The 15674-nt window shown below is 44.4% G+C and carries 14 protein-coding genes; 8 read left to right on the plus strand and 6 right to left on the minus strand.

Going from position 1 to position 15674, the window contains the following annotated elements:
• Positions 1–239 precede the first annotated feature (239 nt).
• On the minus strand, positions 240–1274 hold the full coding sequence (locus NLX82_RS11140; protein ID WP_069080042.1) for a C40 family peptidase: 1035 nt from the start codon (positions 1272–1274) through the stop codon (positions 240–242).
• A 251-nt stretch (positions 1275–1525) separates the two neighbouring features.
• Between NLX82_RS11140 and NLX82_RS11145 the strand changes: the two genes are divergently transcribed.
• On the plus strand, positions 1526–2677 hold the full coding sequence (locus NLX82_RS11145) for an iron-containing alcohol dehydrogenase (protein WP_023988139.1): 1152 nt from the start codon (positions 1526–1528) through the stop codon (positions 2675–2677).
• Between the two features lie 95 nt (positions 2678–2772).
• Here the strand turns inward: NLX82_RS11145 and NLX82_RS11150 are convergent, their stop codons facing one another.
• The gene (locus NLX82_RS11150) at positions 2773–3369 is read right to left on the minus strand and encodes a TetR family transcriptional regulator (protein ID WP_023988140.1); all 597 of its coding nucleotides are present in this window, start codon (positions 3367–3369) and stop codon (positions 2773–2775) included.
• A 245-nt stretch (positions 3370–3614) separates the two neighbouring features.
• Between NLX82_RS11150 and NLX82_RS11155 the strand changes: the two genes are divergently transcribed.
• From NLX82_RS11155 to NLX82_RS11165, 3 genes are all read left to right on the plus strand, one after another.
• Positions 3615–4736 carry an NADH:flavin oxidoreductase gene (locus NLX82_RS11155; RefSeq protein ID WP_028542748.1) on the plus strand — a complete coding sequence of 374 codons (1122 nt, stop codon included), beginning with the start codon at positions 3615–3617 and terminating at the stop codon, positions 4734–4736.
• Between the two features lie 340 nt (positions 4737–5076).
• Positions 5077–5499 carry a MarR family winged helix-turn-helix transcriptional regulator gene (locus NLX82_RS11160; RefSeq protein ID WP_053325221.1) on the plus strand — a complete coding sequence of 141 codons (423 nt, stop codon included), beginning with the start codon at positions 5077–5079 and terminating at the stop codon, positions 5497–5499.
• A gap of 73 nt (positions 5500–5572) precedes the next feature.
• Complete coding sequence (locus NLX82_RS11165) at positions 5573–6154, plus strand: NAD(P)H-dependent oxidoreductase (RefSeq protein WP_028542747.1); 582 nt, start codon at positions 5573–5575, stop codon at positions 6152–6154.
• Positions 6155–6342: 188 nt separating this feature from the next.
• Here the strand turns inward: NLX82_RS11165 and NLX82_RS11170 are convergent, their stop codons facing one another.
• The gene (locus NLX82_RS11170; RefSeq protein ID WP_023988144.1) at positions 6343–6810 is read right to left on the minus strand and encodes a GNAT family N-acetyltransferase; all 468 of its coding nucleotides are present in this window, start codon (positions 6808–6810) and stop codon (positions 6343–6345) included.
• A gap of 191 nt (positions 6811–7001) precedes the next feature.
• Between NLX82_RS11170 and NLX82_RS11175 the strand changes: the two genes are divergently transcribed.
• Together NLX82_RS11175 and NLX82_RS11180 are read left to right on the plus strand one after the other, a co-directional pair.
• Positions 7002–7439, plus strand: coding sequence for a MarR family winged helix-turn-helix transcriptional regulator (locus NLX82_RS11175; RefSeq protein ID WP_071640431.1), 438 nt, complete (start codon positions 7002–7004; stop codon positions 7437–7439).
• A gap of 21 nt (positions 7440–7460) precedes the next feature.
• Positions 7461–8291, plus strand: coding sequence for a DegV family protein (locus tag NLX82_RS11180; protein WP_025718529.1), 831 nt, complete (start codon positions 7461–7463; stop codon positions 8289–8291).
• Between the two features lie 73 nt (positions 8292–8364).
• Here NLX82_RS11180 and NLX82_RS11185 read toward each other — a convergent pair whose 3' ends face one another.
• The 3 genes from NLX82_RS11185 to NLX82_RS11195 all read right to left on the minus strand — a co-directional run bounded on the left by NLX82_RS11185 (position 8365) and on the right by NLX82_RS11195 (position 12534).
• Positions 8365–9000, minus strand: coding sequence for a hypothetical protein (locus NLX82_RS11185; RefSeq protein WP_023988147.1), 636 nt, complete (start codon positions 8998–9000; stop codon positions 8365–8367).
• A gap of 210 nt (positions 9001–9210) precedes the next feature.
• Positions 9211–10437 carry an MFS transporter gene (locus NLX82_RS11190; protein ID WP_254348076.1) on the minus strand — a complete coding sequence of 409 codons (1227 nt, stop codon included), beginning with the start codon at positions 10435–10437 and terminating at the stop codon, positions 9211–9213.
• A gap of 69 nt (positions 10438–10506) precedes the next feature.
• Positions 10507–12534, minus strand: a complete 2028-nt coding sequence (locus NLX82_RS11195) for a beta-galactosidase (RefSeq protein ID WP_254348077.1) — start codon at positions 12532–12534, stop codon at positions 10507–10509.
• Positions 12535–12672: 138 nt separating this feature from the next.
• On the opposite strand from NLX82_RS11195, the gene NLX82_RS11200 reads away from it, so the two are divergent.
• Both NLX82_RS11200 and NLX82_RS11205 read left to right on the plus strand, forming a co-directional pair.
• On the plus strand, positions 12673–13509 hold the full coding sequence (locus NLX82_RS11200; protein WP_254348079.1) for an AraC family transcriptional regulator: 837 nt from the start codon (positions 12673–12675) through the stop codon (positions 13507–13509).
• A 193-nt stretch (positions 13510–13702) separates the two neighbouring features.
• Positions 13703–15520, plus strand: coding sequence for an APC family permease (locus NLX82_RS11205; RefSeq protein ID WP_023988151.1), 1818 nt, complete (start codon positions 13703–13705; stop codon positions 15518–15520).
• Positions 15521–15674 lie beyond the last annotated feature (154 nt).

Below are 15674 nucleotides of genomic sequence, written 5' to 3' on the forward strand. Positions count from 1 at the left end.
AATTATTTATTCCTCCTGTCTATAGTCAAAAGACTCTACCTAGTATTTCAAAACGATTAATACCTCAATCCAATTTTTTAAGCGAACGTAGTCTTTAAACGTTATGACCTCCATTTTACAATGAATCCAGACCTTTTGCCGCCTGAACGCAATCCGCAAGGGAGCGTCCGGCAAAAGGCAATTAGAAGATAATGAATGTGGACTGGAATAGCCTACTGTTACTGGCTATCTGGTTCGTCCTAAAACAGCCTGCGCGCTGTTACGAAACGTTTCTGCCATTTATCGTCAAGCGTGTCAAAATGAACGCCGCGTTCTTTGGAGAATGTATGCAGCAATTTGTTGTTCCCTGCATAGATAGCCACATGGCCGATCTCTAGCCCGCGTGCGCTGAAGAACAGCAGGTCGCCTTTGCGCAGCTCGTTCAGCCCGACCTCCCGCCCTTCTTTAGCCTGATCGTAAGAGACACGGGGGAGGTCGATAGAGAGCGTATGCTGGAACACTTCCCCCACAAAAGAAGAACAATCAAAGGTCGATGTCTGTCCGGTTGCTGCGCCGAATTCATAAGGGGTACCGAGAAATTTCTCTCCGTAGGCGATGAGTTCATCTCCCTGCCGTTCCGCCAGGGATGGGCTGGAATAGTCGCTGTATTTTGGTTTTGCCGATATGTATCCGGTCAGGTTGTCTTTAGTGCGCACTTCCAGCCAGAGAGCATTGACCTCGCGGATGACGTGAACCTTTTCGCTGGCTGGAATAAGCCGCAGGGAAGGGGAAGCTCCCGATGAATCCGGTTCGCTGCGCAGGTTGACCCTGGAAAGAACTGTTGTGAAAAAATCGTCCCTGGAGGCAATCCGGATTGTCCGGGTAAGGGCATCCCACTTCACTGTGCTCCCAAGTGCTTCGCTCACAAAACGCAGTGGAATCATCGTGTTGCCCTCAACGATCTGTCCCGGAACATTCAGGGACAGCGTTTTGCCGTTTAGGGTAGCAACGAGTTCCCCGATGTGGTAGGTCAGCACCGTGTCGGTTTTGGTTGCTGTTACGGTTTTGCTGAATCCGTTCCAGGAAAGCACAGCTCCTTGCGCCTCAAACAACTGACGCATGGGGACGAGCGTTGTCCCGTCTAGCAGCAGCGGCTCGGCGGCAAGCTGAAGCGGGTGGTCATCCACATAAACGGTCGTCACTGGAGTCAGCGGTACCGACTTCGCATAAGACGGGTTTGCTTGGAGCAGCGATACTGCCAGCAGAGCCAGCAATACTCCCTTGTTGATTGTCATGCTGTCATCACCTCGTTGTTAATGTGTTCATCTAAGTTGTACGAGGCTTCCTCCGATTAGTTGTGTACCAAATATTGGATTCACTAAAAAAACAAAACAAACAAAAATAAAACCAATAAATATCTGTGTTTTATTATTGACATCAAAATAAAATAAAGATAAAATTATAAATGTGAAATATTTCACTTTATAGAATAATTCCGTATTTAGCGAGGCAACAAGAAGTGAATCCTTTAGGAGGCCGATTTTATATGAGCGCACATGTATTTTTTGTACCATCTATCAATCTTATGGGAACAGGCTGTTTGCATGAAGTTGGGCCGTATATAAAAGAACTGAATTTAAACAAAGCTCTAGTCGTTACGGATAAATTTTTGATGAAGAGTGGCATTGCAGGCAAGGTTACATCTTTGCTGGATGATATTGGATTGAACTATGCGGTATACGATGAAGTAAAACCAAATCCGACCTGTAAAAATGTACATGATGGTGTTCAGTTTCTGCAAGAAAACGGATGTGACTTTTTAATTTCGATTGGCGGAGGATCACCACAGGATACGGCTAAGGGAATCGGCATTATTGCTACCAACGGGGGACATATAACCGAGTATGAGGGCGTTCATAAATCCAAGCATAAATCGCTTCCTATTGTAGCTATTAATACCACAGCAGGAACATCGGCTGAAATCACGATCAATTATGTCATTACGGACGAAGAGCGCAAGGTCAAGATGGTTATGGTTGATAAGAATAGTGTAGCTACGATTTCGGTCAACGACCCTGAGCTGATGGTAGACAAACCCGCCGCGTTAACGGCAGCTACAGGACTAGATGCTTTGACCCATGCTATTGAAGCTTTGGTTACGCCAGGTTCCTATCCTGTAACGAATGCGACTGCGTTGGCAGCAGTAGAGATTATTTTTAATCATTTGGCTCGTACAGTGAGCAACGGTCATGATATAGAAGCACGTGAGCAAATGGTATACGCTATTTTCTTGGGAGGACTTGCATTTAATAATGCCGGATTGGGTTACGTTCATGCGATGGCGCATCAGCTTGGCGGCGTATACGATTTGCCTCATGGTGTTTGTAATGCCATGCTGCTGCCGATTGTGGAGGAGGAGAATGCCAAGCATGTACCAGAGAAGTTTCGTGCCATCGCTAAGGTCATCGGTTTTGAAGATAAGGGGAAAACGGATAAGGAATGCGCAGACTATGTAATCCAAAGAATCAAAGACCTGTCGAAGGAAGTAGGGATTCCTTCCAAACTTTCTGAACTGGGTGTAAATGAAGTGGATTTGGATCTGCTTGCCGAGAACTCAATGAAGGATGCTTGCGCTCCGGGCAATCCGTTCATACCTAGCAAAGAACAAGTTATCGAGATGTTTAAGAAAATTCTTTAAATAAAAGATGCAATTATTTTACTAAATACTATAAGGGCTGTCCCAGGAACTGATCGAAGTATACTGGGAACGGCCCTTTTTATTCGCATTTTCTGCTAAGAGATTTGTGAGACTAGAGATAAGACAACCCCATTGAAGATTAAAGGCACAGCTCTCTCGGCTAAATCTGTAGGAGACTCTTTTTTTCCTTCCACATTCCAGCGAAAGGTTACACCATAAATGGACCAGCTTAAAATGGTCGCGGCAAGTTCTAACGTTCTTTGGTCTGTATTATTGGCTTCTCTTGTTATGAGTTGAAGTATGAATTGCTCTAATTGATTCTTAATATGTTCTTCCAGGATCGGTGCCACTGAATTATATTTATGAACGCATTGGTTACTTGAGTCGTGATAGTCACATAACGAAAGAATAAGTTTCTGAATGATCTCCTCCGACAAACGTGCCTCAGCATCAATCCTCTTGATAACATACTCCAAAAATGCGTCTGACAAAAGGGTTTCAAGCAGTGCATATTTATCTTGAAAATGTGCATAGAACGTGGCACGGTTAATGGTGGCTTTTTGGGTAATGTCATTGATCGTAATCGTGTAGAAGTCTTTCTTATTTAATTGGTCAACGAATGCGTCGAGAATTAATCTACGTGTTCGAATGACGCGCGGATCGTTTGGGTTGGGTGAAGTTACACCAGGCATCCTCAAGACACTCCTTTCAGGTAAATCAAATGATTCCCCCATTATAAACATGTGTTGTTTTGTCAACAAGTGAGTTTAGATATACAACAATTTTATAACCCTTTTGGTTAAGCAACAGAATGAACATTTTGTCGGTTGAATGATAAATTAAACATTGCTAACATTTCACTTGCACCCCGTTTGATGGTGCACGAGCTTTTTATATATCGCTAAAAACGATAAAAGAAAATGGGGAGGTACAATCCTTGAGTAATCAACCGCAAAATGTCCATTCAACAGAAGCTTTATTTCAACCTTATACCATTCATAATCTGACCCTACAGACTCGTATTGTAATGCCGGCAATGGGCCGCGCTTTTTCACCAAATGGTGTGCCAGGACCGGATGTAGCCGCTTATTATCGCCGTCGCGCAGAGAATGGTGTAGGTCTTATTATTACTGAAGGTGCAGTAATTGACCATCCTGCTGGAACAAGTGAGCCGAGGATACCTAATTTTTATGGAGAAGCGGCTTTAAACGGTTGGGCTGAAGTGGTCAGACAGGTTCATGAAGCCGGTAGTAAAATTTTTCCACAGCTTTGGCATATGGGGATGGCTCGCCCTTTGGGATCTCAGCCGAACCCAGAAGCGCTGTCGATTGGTCCATCAGGGCTGGATCTGGAAGGGAAAAAAGTGACCGAGCCGATGACAGAAGAAGAAATCGTCAAGGTCATTGGGGCCTATGTCGATGCAGCTGCGAATGCAAAACGATTGGGCTTTGACGGCGTTGAAATTCACGGAGCGCACGGCTATCTGGTTGATCAATTCTTTTGGGAGAGAACGAACCAACGTACGGATCGCTATGGTGGCGATATCATAAAACGTGCACAATTCGCCATTGAGCTTGTGGAAGCTATTCGTGCTGAGGTTGGCCCTGATTACCCTATTGCCATGCGCCTATCCCAATGGAAAATGAATGATTACAACGCAAAGCCGTTCGATACACCGGATAAACTGGGGCAGCTCCTGAATGTGTTAGTACAAGCGGGCGTGGACATCTTCCATTGCTCGACACGTCGCTTTTGGGTACCTGAATTTGAAGGCTCCGATTTGAGCTTTGCCGGATGGGTGAAGAAGCTGACTGGAAAAACCACGATTACGGTTGGCTCTGTAGGTCTGGATGAGGATTTTGTAAGTTATACGGAAGGGAAAGGGGCAGGACACCAAGATATTAATGAACTTCTGGAACGGCTGGACAACAATGAATTTGATCTGGTAGCTGTTGGGCGTGCGCTTCTGGGTGATCCTGCATGGGCTACAAAAATACGTGAAGGCCGAATTCATGATCTTCAAACCTTTACACCTGAGGTACTTCAAACGCTCAACTAAAACATCTTATACTTCGAATACCTCTTTAAATAAACAGTGTAAGCCAAAATACTCAAAGTCAGGTAAGGAACTTCGGGTATTTTGGCTTTTTAATGCGTCTGCGACAGTAGTCACCATGAACCATTTTAGATTAAGTCATATTTGCTTTAAAGTTTTCTTTGCTTGGGTACTCAAGTATTTAATTTTCTTTAAAAGCTGCTCCATTTAATAAGCTCCTATCTATTTTAGATCCCATTATAACAAACTTATTCTTAATTCTTTGAAGCATTTCATACGTTAAAACCAAATCAGACTGACATAAACACTTGATATATATAGATGTCTATGTAATAATGCTTGTATGTTAAAAAATAATGCAGCTGCACTGATAGGAACCATTAGAGACTCGATCAATAAATTGATTGTGTCTGAGCTCGAATCAAATGGAATTGAAGGGATTGTTCCTACTCATGGCGGAATCTTAATGTTCCTTTATCAAAAGGACGGGCTTTCCATTAAGGAATTGACGCAAAAAATTTCTCGTCAGCAACCCACTGTTACTGTTTTGATCGACAAGCTAGTGAAGTTGGGATATGTCGAAAGAAAAAAAGAAAGGGAGGATAGCAGAGTTACCCTGATATATTTGACCGATAAAGGAAGAAAGCTGGAGCCTGTGTTTGCGGCGATCTCCAATAGATTAAAAGAAACCATCTATGGTGGTCTGAAAGACGAGGAAAAAGAACAACTGGAATATCTGTTAGAGCATGTAAAAAACAGATTATAATTTTTTTTTGAATAAATGCATAGATATCTATATTAATATCAAAATAACAATAAAACTTCTGGAGGTTATTTAAATGAAACATCTTATCATCTATGCTCACTCTAACGCTGAAAGCTTTAATCACGCGATACTCGAAACGGTTGTAAATACTCTGAAAGAAAAAGGTGACGAAGTCGTTGTACGTGATCTATATGCCCTTGATTTTCAACCTGTATTAAAACCTGAGGATACTGCCGCTATGAGAGCAGGGCAAACTCCGGCTGATATCAAAGTGGAGCAGGAATACATCTCACAATCGGATACAATTACTTTTATTTCTCCCATCTGGTGGACAGGTCTTCCTGCCATCCTGAAAGGTTACGTTGACCGTGTATTTGCATACGGATTTGCATATACGGCTGGTGCGGAAGGGATTAATAAGCTGCTTACAGGTAAAAAAGGTTTTATCGTGAATACACATGGTACTCCCAACGCGATCTACGATGAAATCGGTATGACCGCAGGATTGAAGATCACATCAGATACGGGAATTTTTGATTTCGTTGGAATTGAATCCGTCGGTCACTTGCTGCTTGGAAGTATTGGTTACCTTGATGAAGATGGTTATAAAGGACTGCTGAAGCAAGTCCAAGACACGGTTAAAACGGTGCTGTAAAGTCAGTTTATGTTCTCTTAGAAACGTAAGACATTCTTTAAATGATGAGGTCAACCCGTATTTAGTGGTTGGCCTTTTCTTATAGTGCTTATATATCTCCAACATCCCAGTTCATAGATCTTTTGAATTTGTAATAGCATCTTGGGGCAGATATAACTGGACATTCAAGGGTGTGTTGAAGCATGACTCTATGATCTTTCGACGGTTTTGGAATGTCCCTCTACGATTAAGTACATGTAAACGTCAATAGGGTCCTCACGTTCAATTTTAAAACCAAACCGTTCATAAAGACGTCTGGCTGAGCTTCCTTGCAGAACATTTAAGGTTACATGTTTTCCTTTTACATGATTTTGTTCTAGCAGATTTTTTAATATTTGACTGCCGACTCCTTTACCTTGGTAACTGGGATGAATATAAAAATGCTCCAATAAATAACCGTCTAATCTCGGTTTAAAAGCTATGCAGCCCACAAAAGAAGAGTCTTCCTCAATGATCCAGGTATGGACAGAATCGAATGCATCACGAAAGCGTTGACGAACTTTCTCTTCATCAAACCTTCCTAATCTGGTTAAATCGTTCCGCAGTACAATCGCCCGTAAATTAGCAATGCTTTCAATATCCGAATTGTGGGATTGGCGAAGAGTAAACCGTTTCATCTTATGTAACAACTCCTTTACCGTAAACTGGCAAGAGGTGATCAAGCGTATTTTTTCTTATTCGACGCTGAGCTCATTAACCCTTGTATTAAAATTCACAAATATTTCATTGTTATTATCGTGAGCAATTCATTATAGTACATAGTATTAATAGTTAACTGTATGTATTATGTGTTTTGCGGAGGTTCACTATGAAAGATTATGAACTAAGAGACGAATTGAGAGAATCCGTTAACCGGATTTATGACATGGAATTATTCAGTAGCCTGACGGAGCTTGTTCAGGGGGAAAACCATGTGCTTCAATATTTAGTTCAGCATCGGGATGATGAAATTAATCCTTCCTTACTCAGCGATCATCTGCATGTATCCAGATCAAGAATTACGGCAGCGCTTACGGGATTAAGGAAAAAAGGCTATGTGACTATGGAAATGTCTGAGCATGACAGACGACGAATGTGTGTAAGGCTCACAGTAGATGGTGAATCCTTGATCAAACAGAAGCAACAGAGAATTGAAGGTTATTTTGAAGCGCTTGTAGTAGGTTTGGGTGAGAAGAATGTGAAGGAATTTATACGGTTAATTGAGCTTTCTTTGAGTATTATGAATGCGGGTTCTATTGAAAAATAACATAATGTGAGGGTGTACCGGGTGAGATATAAAATAATAGCAGACAGCTGCTGTGATTTAACGAGAGAGCTTAGAGAAGAGATGCAAGTTACTACGATTCCGTTAAATATGACGCTAGGAGATAAATGCTTCGTAGATGATGACACATTGGACTTGCCTCAGTTTATGGAAGAAATGAAAGCCTGTACAACCAAAATTGGATCCGCATCACCGTCACCTATGCTGTATAAGGAAGCCTTTCAAGGTGCGCATACTTCTTTTGCCATTACATTATCCAGCAACCTGTCCAGTTCTTATTCCAGTGCATTGGTAGGAAAAGATATGGCGGAAGAAGAGGGGGCGGATGTTCATGTATTTGATTCGAAAAGCGCTTCGGCTGGACAGCTCTTGTTAGCTCTAAAACTACGCAAGCTAATCGACGAGGGCTATCATAAAAGCGAAATTATTTCTTCCTTGGAGAGCTTTATCAGCAAGATGAAAACGTACTTTGTTTTAGAAAATCTGGATAATTTGGTTAAAAACGGACGGATGAATAAAATCACAGGAAAGATACTTTCACTCTTGCATATCAGGCCTATTTTAGGCTCGGATGGTGACGGGAATATCGCATTTTTTACTCAAGCACGCGGTCAGAATCAAATTATCGAAAAGCTGGCAGATACTATTGAAAAAAGTGGCCGGGCTACCGAAGGAGAAAGCATCGTCATTACTCACTGCAATAATCCTGGGCTGGCGGAAAAATTAATGAATGCGCTGAAGAAACGCTATCAATTTAAAGATATTCATATTGTGTCCACCAGAGGGATTAGTTCAATGTATGCCAATGACAAAGGGATCATTATGGCTTTTTAAAAATATTCAGGGTTTATCCTCGCTGTATGGATAAACCCTTTTTAGTACACTGAGACTTTGCGGGAGTTCAAGCCTATCTCAATTTTTTAATGAGGACAGAAGCGTTTATACTGGCTTGAGTTCCTCCGGCTTGTGTTTGCAGGGTAACAGCAGTAGTAGAGCTATGGTTTCGCAGAGTAAGGACGTCACCGCATGCCAGAGCGAGGATAGCTTGCCCTGTGTTCTGTTGTGTCCCGGCTCCTGAGCCGTATACAGTTCCCACAGCCAGTGCGCCATTAATAAAGATGGCGAATTGGTTAGGTTCCACACCGGACACCGAAAAGTGAACTTCATATTTTCCAGCATCGGATACAGCAATCTGTGTAGTTCCTGGAACATGAGCAATTCCAGGTGTAAGTATACCGTTCGTATCCAAAATGACATCCCCTTCAATCGGAACAACTTGGGGCTTCACATTATAAATATAACCGAACTGCGCTAAATCACCTATGGTTCCAGGATCCCCTTCAGGCCCTAAAGCGCTATGATTAATATTCACACTTACAAGTTGCTTTTTGACGATGATATCTTTTCCAACCCCTTTCCGTTTCGAGCGGACTTTTCTCTTTGGGGGCTTCTCCTCAAACTTTTTTTCTAACTTATCAAACCAGGCACGGACAAAAACATTTTTTTTACGGCCTTTTTTTCGTTTTAATTCAGGATGACCCAATACAAACACCTCCATATGGTTTGTTGTATACTACTCCATTCATCTAGAGGAGGCATGGATATCTGTCCTGTGATTCATAGGAAACGATCTATTTTGACTAAAAACGGGCTGCTGTACAAGGTGCATTCGTCTAGTATGTAAAAAAGCACCTTTGAATGTGCACTTGGATGACAACCAAGGAACAGACAAAGGCGCCAGTAGAGACGAGTCTCATGATGAAGCGGTTTGAAGCCGTTTTTTGCGCACATATAGGGCGTACAAGATGCCCCCAAGCAGGCACAGGATACAGGCGAAGCCTGCCAGCAACCACGCTGATGAGACTGCTCCACCACGATCCATGCTATTTCCGAGCCATAAAGGCAGCAGAGCTCCCCCAACTCCACCTGCGCCGATAAGCAGGCTAGTGGTAGATTCTTCTGTACCCGGCATCATTTTGCTGGCAAAAACAAGTGCGATGGAGAAGATGCCGGACATGCCCAGCCCCAGCAGTACAATAAGGATAAAGGCGCCTTCAGTCCCTTTGATCAGCGGGAACACGCACAGCAGCACGGTCGCTGCCAGTGAGCTCAGGGCGACAAAGACACCGTAGCCGTATCGATCGGCAATGTAGCCTGTGAATAACCGGCCAGTAGCCATTGCTAACCAGAAGCAGGTGACACTAAGTGCTGCTTCGGCTTGTGTGAGACCCAGCCGTTCGATGAACATGGAGGGCAGGAAATTAGCCAGGCTCATCTCTGTCCCTACATAGATAAAGAAAAAGACGATAAATAGTGCAAGTAGCTTCCAATTGCCTATAGGGCTACCCTTAGAAGCCTCCACCGTGGGGGATTTGGGTGAGTTAGTGGAACGCGTATGGTTGTCACCTTGGTGTTCCTGTTGGTCTAATACAGCGTCCAGCGTGCCGAAGGACCCGCGCAGCCAAGCTATAACGGTGACGGCTGCAAACATGGAAATGATGGGAAAGGCCAATCGCCACCAACCGAGTGCAATGAGCTGGCTGGCGATAGCGGGCATAGCCAAAGCGCCAATCCCAAAAAAGACTTCCAGACGGCTCATAGCCGCGCCCGTTCCTTGAGTAATACCGCTGATAATAATAGTGCCAATGAGTGTTTCTACCATACCGAAGCCAAACCCGGCTGCTGCCCCGACGGCATATAGCCAACCCCAAGACGGCAGCAATGAGTACAGCACTTCCGCCGCGCATAGCAGGAGCAGGGCGAATACCAGACTTCGGCGTTTGCCGAAACTCCGGGCAAGCCACGGCGACAGCAGGACTCCAGCCAGAAAACCGGAAAATTGAGCGAAGATTAGACTTCCGCCATCCGTATAGTTTCTACCGTAATGCTCTAACAACACAGGCAGTAGGGAGCCTACAACCACGTGTGCCAGGCCGATTAAAAAATAAGATAAGCTGCCGATCCATAGCAGTCGTTTCATGATGAACTCCTTTGATACCTAGATTTGACTCATGCGGCAAGCTAAACTGCATGAGTCAAATCTGAGTGATTATGATAGCTCCAGTACTTGAAAGCCGTAGCCTTCAATAGAAATTTCTCCTTCCAGGTATTTACCGCTGATCAGCTCATTCCCTTTCTGATCATCCAGATGATATTGCTGCGTCTGGGCGTTATGGTTCAGAACGCATAGATATGATTTTCCATTTTTGGTCCGTACAGTGGCTTCTACACCCGCAGGAGCGCGCAGCAGGGATGGAATCCCTTTTTGCTCACAAATGTAGCCCAGCAGGCCATCAAGGAAAGCTTCTTCAGGGTCTGAAGCAACGTACCATGCCTCACCTTGACCGAAACGATTGCGTGTCAGCACTGGCATGCCCTGATAGAAATCATCGCCGTATTCGGCCAGTACTTCGGCGCCTTCGCTATGTAACAAGTCACAGAGTAGACCGCATTTATATTCACTTTGTAATACGCCCACCTTTTCTTTCAATACAATGCGATTGTGTGATTCCGGCAGAAGCGCGTCAATTTCTTCCACCCAGATCCCGAGCAAGTTACGCAGTTTACCAGGATATCCTCCGGTTGTGACCAGATCGTTTTCATTTACAATGCCACTGAAAAAGGTCGTTACGAAGGTGCCGCCATGCTCTGTGAATTGTTCCAGCTTCTCGGCGGTACCCGGCTTGACCATGTAGAGTACAGGCGCGATAATGAGATCATATTTCTGGAAATCTGCATCAACAGAAACCAGGTCTACCTGTACATTCCGCCGGAAGAGGGGAGCATAATACTTGTGTACCTGATCCATATATTTCAAGGCAACAGAAGGGCCGCTTGATTTTTCCAAAGCCCACCAATTATCCCAATCGAATAAAATGGCTACTTTGGCATTAACGGTCGCGTCAAGTAGTGTGTTGCCTAATGCGCCAAGCTCACTGCCAAGCTGTGCCACCTCGCGAAATACACGTGTGTTCTCATGCCCGGCATGCTCAATGACGGCCCCGTGGAATTTCTCACAAGCGCCGATCGAGCGGCGAAGCTGGAAGAACATGACCGTGTCCGCGCCATGCGCGACTGCCTGATAACTCCATAACCGCATAACGCCGGGCCGTTTAAGCGAATTATACGCCTGCCAGTTCTGCTGGCTCGGTGTTTGCTCCATCAGCATAAAGGGTTGCCCATCCTTCAAGCCGCGCATCAGATCGTGCGCCATCGCCGTATAGCTTATCGGAGTATTGGCCCCGGGATAGCTGTCCCAAGATACAATATCCATGTACTTAGCCCATTTAAAATAGTCCAGTTGCTTAAAAAAGCCCATCAGATTGGTTGTTACCACGGCATCGGGAACATGTTTTTTAATCGCGTTATATTCCAATAGGTAGCAATCCAGCATACTGTCTGAATTGAAGCGCGCATAATCGAGGGATATGCCCTGAAAGCAGGAGTGATTTTCTCCCCAATGCTCGCTCAGGTTATTTGGCGGTACAATTTCATCCCAATCATAGAAGGTGTGACCCCAGAAGGAAGTATTCCACACCCGGTTTAGCTCTTCCAGTGATCCGTATTTTTGCTTGAGCCACACCCGGAATGCGGCCGCGCAGTTATCACAATAGCAATCCCCGCCGTACTCATTGGACACGTGCCACACGAGGATCGCGGGATGGTTTTTGTATCGTTCTGCAATTCGGTCAGCCATCTGCTCCGCGTATTTTCGATACGTTGGACTGTTCGGACAGGAGTTGTGGCGGCCACCGAATTTCCGCTTCCGTCCGTCAGCGTCTACCCGGAGAACGTCGGGGTAGCGGGTAGCCATCCAAGCAGGGTGCGCTGCCGTGCTAGTAGCTAGACAAACGAAGATATCGCTTTCATAAAGACTGTCAATCAATTGATCCAGCCATTCAAAATGATATGTGATTTCGTCGGACTGAATTTTAGCCCATGAGAATACGTTGACCGTGGCGATATCAATCCCTGCTTGCCTGAACATCCGTAAATCTTCCTGATGCGTGGCCTCATCCCATTGCTCAGGATTATAATCTCCACCGTAAAATACTTTAGGAAGTTTGCTGCTTATCATGCCAATCACCTCTGTATATAAGAATAATTCTATCTTATAATACAAATAACTGCTTTTAAATATAATAAAATGAACGTGTATATAACAATATGGATCTACATGAAGAATATATACCCGCATACGCCGGAGGTGCTTTTTATGATTTTAGCTCCCCATCATTTAAGATTTTTCCTGACTACGCGTGAGCACTCTTTACCCCTTTTTATTGAAAGTATCGGATTTAACAGCAGGCAGGAGGATGTGTCCCGTCCAGAGGGTTATCCGTGCTTTCACTGGATTCAGACGGTGTCTGGTGAAGGGATGTTTACATTTAAAGGGGGGACCTTCCGTCTGGGAGAGCAGTCCGGGGTTCTGCTGCTGCCCGGGGAATCCCATGCATACAGACGGGCGACCAAGGTTTGGCGAACGTTATACATTACATTTGACGGCCCCATCGCCGCTGCTGTATTGACTGCACTGGGATTGAAGCATACGCGTGGGTATCATTGGGACCCGGATAGCGAGCTGCACAGCTTTGGGGAAACTATGCTCCATTCCATGGTTAGTGAACGTGATTTGTCTGGATTAGATGCTTCGGCCAATATGTATCGTTTTCTGACTCTACTGCGTAAACATGGACAACATAGCTCGATGCCTTCCCTATCCCATAATGTGGAACGTTTAACCCCTGTACTGGCCTTTATGGAGCAAAATTATGCCAGTCCAGATGTGGGCCTAGGTGATATGGCAGTTATGATGAATGTCAGCTCCCGTCATTTAAATACATTATTTAAGCAAGCGTTTGGTGTGACTTCTTATGCTTATCTGATTGTAATTCGGTTGCGGAAGGCCAAGGAAATGATGACGGAATATCCGCAATTAACAGTAAAGGAGATTTCGGAGCGAGTAGGATTCCGAGATGCCAGTCATTTTGTGGCAACTTTCCGCCGAGCTGAAGGAATTACCCCGGAAAGGTTCAAATTACTGTATACATAAGGGTATTTTATCGAAATACTCTTTCTTACTCGGGAATGCTCTTTTTAGGGAGCATTCCTTATTGTTTTTTTCAGGATGAGGGAGTATAAAATAATAGTTCATTTGTTTCATCAAACTGATGTGCAGGTGACATAATAAACATAAGATCCATAGTTCTTTTGCAAAACCCTCATCCAAAGAAGGAGTCAACGAAATGCTGAGTAAAGTCAAAAGATTATTAATCGGTCGTCCGCGAAAGTCGACGGCCCTTGAAGATGAGAAACTGAATAAGCTCAAGGCACTGGCCATTCTGTCCTCAGATGCCTTGTCCTCTGTAGCTTACGGAACGGAGCAAATTCTGCTGGTTTTAATTACAGCTGGCTTCGCTGCCCTATGGTATTCCATTCCTATATCCATTGCGGTATTGGGTTTGCTGATCATTCTGATCCTGTCCTATAGACAGACCATATTTTCCTATCCTGGTGGTGGCGGAGCGTACATTGTTGCACAGGACAATTTGGGAAAGAGTCCGAGTCTGATTGCAGGTGGTTCTTTGCTGGTCGATTATATTCTGACGGTAGCAGTTAGCTCATCAGCAGGTACAGATGCCATTACATCTGCGTTCCCGTCGTTACATGATCATCGGATCGCCATTGCTCTGATTATGATTATCTTTTTGACTATTATGAACTTGCGCGGGGTGACAGAATCTGCCTCGGTGCTGGCTGTACCGATTTACTTATTTGTTGTTGCTATTTTTGTTTTGATTATTAGCGGTATCATTCATTACGTGGCAGGGGGGGCTCATGCTGCAGCACCGCAATTTGGAGCTACGGTATCCAACGTCAGCCTGTTCCTGCTACTGAAGGCGTTCAGCTCGGGTTGCTCGGCGTTAACTGGGGTAGAGGCTGTCTCGAATGCCATTCCGAACTTCCGCAAGCCAGCTGCCAAAAATGCAGCAACTACACTAATGATGATGGGTTTGATTCTCGGGTGTATGTTTATCGGAATTAGTTTGCTGGCTTATTGGTACGGTGTTCGTCCTAATCCGCATGAAACGGTCATTTCGCAAATTGCGAACGCCACTTTCGGGCGCGGTGTGATGTATTACATCATTCAGGGCGTAACGGCGCTCATCTTGTTTTTGGCGGCGAATACAGCCTATTCGGCCTTTCCATTGCTTGCTTTTATGCTCGCGAAGGACAAATACATGCCGCACATGTTCATGGTTCGTGGAGATCGGCTTGGATACTCTAATGGTATTCTGTTTCTGAGTATCTTCTCGGCATTGCTGGTTATCGTATTTGGCGGAAACACAGAAAATCTGATCCCGCTTTATGCCGTAGGGGTATTTATTCCGTTCACGCTCTCGCAACTTGGCATGATGATTCGCTGGATCAAGCTCAAACCGCCAGGCTGGATCGTCAAACTTGCTATTAATACGGTTGGGATGCTGACCACGCTGTCGATTACGCTCATCTTTATTTTCACCAAATTTAGCCAGGTGTGGGTAATCTTTATCTTTCTGCCTTTGGTTCTGTATTTCTTTATGAAGATCAACAGGCATTACAAAAATACGGCTGAACAACTGCGCATTGATATTACCAAGGATAAACCTATGGTGAAAGGCAATACGATTATTATTCCGGTGGCAGGTATTACGCGAGTCGTTATGAATACGATCAGCTATGCCAAAACCTTGTCGGATAATGTGGTTGCCGTATATGTGGGTGTGGATGATGAGGCGATTCAAAAAATGGAACAGAAGTGGGAAGAGTGGGACGTGGGCATACGTTTAGTAGTGCTGAGATCCCGTTATCGCAGCATCATTAATCCGCTCCGCAAGTTCATCGATACAGTAGAGTGGAAAAAAGCAGACGAGGACCATATCACTGTTCTCATTCCACAATTCATCACCAAGCACTGGTGGGAAAATATTCTACACAATCAGACCAGCTTACTGATGAGAGCTTATTTGATTAATTACAAAGACGTGATCGTAACGACCGTACCTTTTCATTTAAACAAATGAGGATTTTGCAAAAATCCCATAAGCGACTTCCGATGAACAGGATATAGATCGAAATGCTTTAGTTCGTCTATATCTTGCACTTCGGAGCGACTGGAATCGAATTTTGCAAAATCCTGAAATAAAGTCACTGCCAATTAGCCCAACTCATTTGCGT

This window comes from Paenibacillus sp. A3M_27_13, from assembly GCF_024213315.1.
GTDB classification, from domain to species: Bacteria; Bacillota; Bacilli; order Paenibacillales; family Paenibacillaceae; genus Paenibacillus; species Paenibacillus polymyxa_B.

Bases quoted from the DNA above. Each gene is read 5' to 3' on its own strand.
- NLX82_RS11195 (WP_254348077.1), bottom strand. From the start codon at position 12,534: ATGATAAGCAGCAAACTTCCTAAAGTATTTTACGGTGGAGATTATAAT.
- NLX82_RS11160 (WP_053325221.1), top strand. From the start codon at position 5,077: ATGTTAAAAAATAATGCAGCTGCACTGATAGGAACCATTAGAGACTCG.
- NLX82_RS11190 (WP_254348076.1), bottom strand. From the start codon at position 10,437: ATGAAACGACTGCTATGGATCGGCAGCTTATCTTATTTTTTAATCGGC.
- NLX82_RS11150 (WP_023988140.1), bottom strand. From the start codon at position 3,369: ATGCCTGGTGTAACTTCACCCAACCCAAACGATCCGCGCGTCATTCGA.
- NLX82_RS11145 (WP_023988139.1), top strand. From the start codon at position 1,526: ATGAGCGCACATGTATTTTTTGTACCATCTATCAATCTTATGGGAACA.
- NLX82_RS11200 (WP_254348079.1), top strand. From the start codon at position 12,673: ATGATTTTAGCTCCCCATCATTTAAGATTTTTCCTGACTACGCGTGAG.
- NLX82_RS11140 (WP_069080042.1), bottom strand. From the start codon at position 1,274: ATGACAATCAACAAGGGAGTATTGCTGGCTCTGCTGGCAGTATCGCTG.
- NLX82_RS11165 (WP_028542747.1), top strand. From the start codon at position 5,573: ATGAAACATCTTATCATCTATGCTCACTCTAACGCTGAAAGCTTTAAT.
- NLX82_RS11205 (WP_023988151.1), top strand. From the start codon at position 13,703: ATGCTGAGTAAAGTCAAAAGATTATTAATCGGTCGTCCGCGAAAGTCG.
- NLX82_RS11170 (WP_023988144.1), bottom strand. From the start codon at position 6,810: ATGAAACGGTTTACTCTTCGCCAATCCCACAATTCGGATATTGAAAGC.
- NLX82_RS11175 (WP_071640431.1), top strand. From the start codon at position 7,002: ATGAAAGATTATGAACTAAGAGACGAATTGAGAGAATCCGTTAACCGG.